Source organism: Sphingopyxis sp. SCN 67-31, assembly GCF_001725095.1.
Genome location: NZ_MEFH01000230.1, coordinates 1 through 5,790, shown reverse-complemented (window position 1 = coordinate 5,790; position 5,790 = coordinate 1). Strand labels below are relative to the sequence as shown.

Annotated in this window: 6 protein-coding genes and 2 pseudogenes; 2 read left to right on the top strand and 6 right to left on the bottom strand. The window is 65.3% G+C overall.

The features are described from left to right. The 5 genes and pseudogenes from ABS88_RS24885 to ABS88_RS24865 form a co-directional block, all read right to left on the bottom strand. Nucleotides 1-422 (bottom strand): GNAT family N-acetyltransferase (locus ABS88_RS24885; protein WP_286750915.1); only part of this gene is annotated, 422 nt, incomplete at its 3' end. Further along, nucleotides 415-1,239 carry an enoyl-ACP reductase FabI gene (gene fabI / locus ABS88_RS24880; protein ID WP_003047958.1) on the bottom strand — a complete coding sequence of 275 codons (825 nt, stop codon included), beginning with the start codon at nucleotides 1,237-1,239 and terminating at the stop codon, nucleotides 415-417. The genes ABS88_RS24885 and fabI, both read right to left, overlap by 8 nt. Before the next feature lies 1 nt (nucleotide 1,240). After that, nucleotides 1,241-2,317: a YihY/virulence factor BrkB family protein gene (locus ABS88_RS24875; RefSeq protein ID WP_003047960.1), complete on the bottom strand. Its 1,077-nt coding sequence runs from the start codon at nucleotides 2,315-2,317 to the stop codon at nucleotides 1,241-1,243. Between the two features lie 3 nt (nucleotides 2,318-2,320). Further along, nucleotides 2,321-2,583: pseudogene (locus tag ABS88_RS24870) on the bottom strand (DnaJ C-terminal domain-containing protein); the annotation flags it as partial. A 1-nt stretch (nucleotide 2,584) separates the two neighbouring features. Continuing rightward, nucleotides 2,585-3,282: pseudogene (locus ABS88_RS24865) on the bottom strand (DnaJ domain-containing protein); the annotation flags it as partial. Nucleotides 3,283-3,360: 78 nt separating this feature from the next. On the opposite strand from ABS88_RS24865, the gene pdxH reads away from it, so the two are divergent. Next, nucleotides 3,361-3,966, top strand: a complete 606-nt coding sequence (gene pdxH / locus ABS88_RS24860; RefSeq protein ID WP_286750914.1) for a pyridoxamine 5'-phosphate oxidase — start codon at nucleotides 3,361-3,363, stop codon at nucleotides 3,964-3,966. Beyond that, the gene (locus ABS88_RS24855; RefSeq protein ID WP_286750913.1) at nucleotides 3,963-4,778 is read left to right on the top strand and encodes a PhzF family phenazine biosynthesis protein; all 816 of its coding nucleotides are present in this window, start codon (nucleotides 3,963-3,965) and stop codon (nucleotides 4,776-4,778) included. Before pdxH ends, ABS88_RS24855 begins: the two co-directional genes overlap by 4 nt. A gap of 18 nt (nucleotides 4,779-4,796) precedes the next feature. On the opposite strand, the gene ABS88_RS24850 is transcribed toward ABS88_RS24855, so the two are convergent. Further along, nucleotides 4,797-5,790, bottom strand: a 994-nt coding sequence (locus tag ABS88_RS24850; RefSeq protein ID WP_286750912.1) for a serine hydrolase domain-containing protein, incomplete at its 5' end; no start/stop codon positions are given.

The following is a 5,790-nucleotide window of genomic DNA, read 5'->3' as shown; positions in this document are numbered from 1 at the left end:
GCGAAGCGCGCCGCAAGATCGGCGGAAAAGCCAAAGCGCGTGTAGTAGGCCGGATCGCCAAGCACGACGCACAACGCTATCCCCTGATCGCGCAGCGCCGCGAGTCCCCCGCGGATCAGCAGGCCGCCGACGCCCTGCCCCTGCCAATCGGGAAGCACGGCCACCGGCGCGAGCCCGGCCGCAGCAAGAGGCCGGTCGTCTGCGACCGCACTCATGCGACTGAAGAGGATATGCCCGGCGACCGTACCAGCACGCTCGGCAACGAGCGAAACGAGCGCATCGCCATCGGCCTCGATCATCGCGACGAGTTCGGCCTCGCCCTGATAGCCGAAGCCGGTTGCGGTGAAGGCCTCCCGATGCACCGCCGCGATTGCCGCCGCGTCCGTCGCGCAGGCGCGGCGGACCGCGATCGCATCAGGCAAGCGCGATGTCCGGCGCGTCTTCCTGCTTCATGCCGATGGTGTGGTAGCCCGCATCGACATGATGGGTTTCGCCGGTGACGCCGCTCGACAGGTCGCTGAGCAGATAGAGCGCCGAGCCGCCGACGTCGTCGATCGTCACATTGCGGCGCAGCGGCGCGTTATATTCGTTCCACTTCAGGATCAGGCGGAAATCGCCGATCCCGCTCGCTGCCAGCGTCTTGATCGGTCCCGCCGAGATCGCGTTGACGCGAATGCCCTGCGGCCCATAGTCGTTGGCGAGATATTTGACGCTGGTTTCGAGCGCCGACTTCGCGACGCCCATCACATTGTAATGCGGAATGACCTTTTCGGCGCCATAATAGCTGAGCGTCAGCATCGCGCCGCCGCCCTGCCCCGTTTCGGGATCATAGGGCGTCATCATCGCCGCCGCGCGCTTGGCGACCGCAGTGAAGCTGTAGACGCTGATGTTCATGGTCATCAGAAAATCTTCGAGCCCGACATCGGCATAGGCGCCGCGCAGCGCCTCCTTGTTGGTGTAGCCGATCGCGTGGACGATGAAATCGATCGTCGGCCAACGCGCCGCGAGCGTGGCAAACGCCTGGTCGAGATTGGCCATGTCGCTGACGTCGCAATCGATCAGGAAATCGCAGCCGAGCTGGTCGGCGAGCGGCTTCACCCGCTTTTCCATCACCTCGCCCTGATAGGAAATGGCAAGTTCGGCGCCCTGCGCATGCAGGGCCTTCGCGATGCCCCAGGCAAGCGACTTGTCGTTCGCAAGCCCCATGATCAGCCCGCGCTTTCCCTTCATCAGCCCCATGTCATTCTCCGGTCTTGTCGTTACCGACCACAATATCATCGACGCGCCCAATAGCGTCGTGGCCCAAATCCTCAACCTCGACGAGCGCTGCATTGAGTTCGGCGCCGATCACCATACCCAATCCGACGAGGTAGAAAAAGAACAGCGCGATCATGACGCCGGCAAGGCTGCCGTAGGTCGCGTCATAGCGGAACAGGCTGGCGAGCAAAGGCGGAAGCGCCAGAGTGACCGCCATCCACCACAGGGTGGTGAAGAGCGCGCCGGGCCATTTGGGAAATTGTCGCCCGCGATATTTCGACGGCGTCAGCGACAGGAAGAGAAAATAGATGGCGGCGAACAGCCCCAGCCCCGATACGCCGCGCGAAATGGCGACGACGCCCGCCGACTGATAGGCAGAGGGCAGGACGCGTTCGACGAACTGTTCGATGCCGACGATCAGCACCTGCATGCTGAACGAGATCAGCATCAGCACGACCGCGCCGGTGACGATGCCGATCGACACCAGCCGATAGTGGAAAAAGCCCTTGGAAAAATGGGTGCCGTAGGCGCGGCGCAAGATGTCGCGGATCGTTTCGATCAGGCTGCCGACGGTCCACAGCGCGACGAGCGCGCCGAGCCAGAGGAAAATGCCCGTCCGCGCGCTCATCACCTCGGCGATCGGCCCCGCGAGCGCGCGCGCAACCGATGGCGGCATCGTCGAAAAGACCGCTTCGATCGCCCGCTCGCTGCCATAAGCGCCGCCCACGAGACTGAGCACCGCAGCGAGCAGGATGAAGAAGGGAAAGAGCGCGATCAGCGCAAGATAGGCAAGATTTCCGGCGTGGATGAACCCGTCGGTGTATGTGCCGACCACCACCCGGCGCGCGACGCGAAAGATACGCGTCCCGGGGCCGAGCGTTTCGCGTCCGCGTTCGATGACGCCCTGCGCCCGCCCGCGCAGGTGCATGCGCTTGGCGCGCTCGGCGCGTGCCTCGGGCGAATGGGGCGAGTGGCCTTCGGCCAGAAATTCCCTGCCGACCTCTTCGGCGACCTGACGTTCGAGCGCTGCGGCGTCTTGCTGCCCGGGACGTTCAACCACGCATCACACGCCAAGATCGGCCCGCACCGGCCGCGTATCGGTCCAGCCTTCGAGCGCCTTTTCGAGTGCGGTGTCGCCCGAAGGAATGTCCACCATCAACCGGACGAGCTGGTCGCCGCGGCCGCCGCCCTTGCTGCTGAACCCCTTGCCCTTGAGGCGCATCACCTTGCCCGACGAGGAACCCGCTGGGATCGACAACATCACCGGTCCGTCGACGGTCGGCACCTTGATCTTCGCGCCCTTGACCGCTTCGTTCAGCGTGATCGNTCGCGTTCGTAGAAGGGATGATCCTTGACGCTGATCGTCACGATGCCGTCGCCATTGCCTCCGGGCCCCGGCTGCCCCTTGCCCGCAAGGCGCATCTGCGTTCCGGTTTCGACCCCGGCCGGCAGCTTGAGGTCGATCGTCTTGCCGTCGGCAAGCGTAATCCGCTGCATCGCCTGGGTCGCCGCGTCGACGAACGAAACGCTCAGCCGATAGGCGACATTGGCGCCTTTTTGCGGCGGCGCGCTGCGTCCCCCGCCGAAACCAAATCCGCCGCCACCACCGCGACCGCCGAACAGGCCTTCGAATATGTCGCCGAAGTCGGCGCCCTCGCCACCAAAACCGCCGAAGCCCCCCTGCGGCCCGCCGCGCGGGTCGCCCCGAAAGCCGCCGCCGCCACCGCCGAAACCGAAAGGCATTGCCGGATTGCCCTCTGCATCAATTTCGCCGCGATCGAACTGCGCGCGCTTTTCCTTGTCGGACAACAGGTCATAGGCTTTGGTGACGTCGGAGAATTTCTCCGACGCCTTCGGATTTTCCTTGTTCCGGTCGGGATGCAGCTCTTTTGCAAGCTTGCGATAAGCGGATTTGATTTCCGCTTCGCTCGCGTTTTTCGCCACGCCGAGGGTGGAATAGGGATCTGCCATCTGTCTCCTGTAGCCCGATAAGTGACTGGCCGTGAAGGGCCGATTGCGCGCCATGTGGTAATGGCTGCGCAGAGGGTCAAGTTCCCGACGCTTTTGCTCGACCAGAGGCGCGACGCGGAGTATTGAGCCGGCATGACGACGACCGATCCTTTCGCGCTATTCGACCTATGGTATGGCGAGGCACGCGCGAGTTGGTATGGCGAGGCACGCGCGAGTGAACCCAATGACAGCAATGCGATGGCGCTGGCGACCGCGACGGCGGACGGTCATCCGTCGGTACGGATGGTCCTGCTGAAAGGTCATGGCCCCGACGGGTTCGTCTTCTACACCAATCTCGACAGCCGCAAGGGCGGCGAGCTTGCGGCGAACCCGCATGTCGCACTGCTCTTTCACTGGAAGTCGCTGCGCCGACAGATTCGCATCGAAGGCCCGGTATCGACCGTCGACGACGCAACCGCCGATGCCTATTTCGCGACGCGCAGCCGCGACAGCCAGCTCGGCGCCTGGGCCAGCCAGCAGTCGCGTCCGCTCGACGCGCGTGAAAGCTTCGAAAGCCGCTTTGCCGAAATGCAGGCGCGCTTCGAAGGGCAGGACGTGCCGCGTCCGCCACGCTGGTCGGGCTGGCGCGTGACGCCCGAGCGAATCGAATTCTGGCAGGACCGGGCGCATCGCCTGCACGAACGCACGTTGTTCGTGCGCGCGGGCGATGGCTGGACGAGCGGACTGCTCTACCCATGAGCTGGCGCCGCCTGCCGATCACGCGCGTCGACGCCTTTGCCGAGCGGGCGTTCGAGGGCAATCCGGCGGCCGTCATGCCGCTTGATGAGTGGATGAGCGACGCGATGCTTCAGGCGATCGCGGCGGAGAATAATCTGTCCGAAACCGCCTTCGTCGTTCCCGACGAAACGAGCGAGGCCGATTACGAACTGCGCTGGTTCACGCCCAAGCAAGAGGTCGCGCTGTGCGGCCACGCGACGCTGGCGAGCGGGCATGTGCTGCTGACCACCGCCCAGTGGCGCGGCGACATGCGGTTTCGCACGCGCCACGCGGGCATCCTCGTTGTCGCGCGCAATGACGAGGACGGATATCGCATGCGCCTGCCCGCCTATCGCCCCGAACCCAAGCCCTTGGCAAAGATCGCAGCCGCGGTCGGCGGGTCGCCGGTCGAGACGCTGTGGCACGACGGGCGCTATGCGCTGCTGGTCTATGCCGATCCGCGCGAGGTGCGCGCGCTGGCGCCCGACATGGCGGCGCTCAAGGCGCTGGGCGATGTACAGGCGATCGCCACCGCCGACGGCGCGGGCGACCCAGCAGGCGCCGATGTCGTAAGCCGCGTGTTCGTGCCAAGCGCGGGGATCGATGAAGATCCCGTCACCGGGTCGGCGCACTGCGTCCTTACCCCTTATTGGACGCGCCGACTGGCGCGCGACCGCTTTACCGCATGGCAGGCGAGCGAGCGCGGTGGGCGCGTCGGCTGTCATATCGACGGCGATCAGGTCGAGCTTTCGGGTCGCTGCGTCACGACGCTGACCGGCGAATTCCTGCTCTGACGATCGCGGCGTAGCGCCTTAGAGCGCGGCAGTCAGATCGGCGAGATGGCGGCGGAGCGCCGGGAACTGCTTGTCCTTCGTTATGCCGAGCCGCACCATCGTGATCCGCTGCGACGGCGACACGATGATATATTGCCCCTGATGCCCGATGCAGGCGAACAGGTCGTTCGGCCCGCGATCGGGCCATAGCGCCGCCCCCACGCCCGCGGGACGCGCCCGGTTGAGCCAGATGTGCCCGCCATAGCCGGCATCGTTGGGCGACGGCGTCAGCATGAAGCGCATCCAGGTTTCTGGGAGCAGGCGCTGGCCGTTCGCAACGCCATGATTGCGCAGGAATTCACCGAACTTCGCATAGTCGCGTGCGGTCGCGTGCATGATCGATCCGCCGACCATCGTGCCATGCGCGTCGAATTCGGGGGTCAGGCTGGTCATCCCCAGCGGCTCGGTCAAACGGCCGTGGATGAAATCGAGCATCGCGTCGCGCCGCGCGTCGGGGTTCGAGGACGGGGTCAGTGCATCGGTCAGGATGTCGGCAAGGATGACGCTGGTCGCCGAACTATAGTTGAAGACTTCACCCGGTTTGGCGATCGCGGGCTTGCCCTCGGCAAAGGCGGCCATATCCTGCGCCCCCTTGCCGAACAGCATGTCGACCGTGTCGCCGCGCCAAACCGGGTCGCCTTCCTCGACATGCTCAAGGCCCGATGACATGTGCAGCAGATCCCTGAGCGTGATCGTGCCGCGCGGATCGCCGCTGCGTTGCCACGCCGCGACCGGCGCTGGGCCATCGAGCGACAATTGGCCATCGGCGACCAGAAAGCCGGTCAGCACGGCCGTAATACTCTTGGCCATCGACCAGCTGATAAGCTTGGTATCGGGGCCGAAGCCGGCGCCATAGCGTTCGTAGATCGGCTTTCCGTCGCGCAGGACCAACAGCGCGCGCGTCTCGCCGACATCGCCGGCATCGTCGAACAGCGCATCGGCCTTCGCCTTCACCACCGGATCGAGCGCCGGG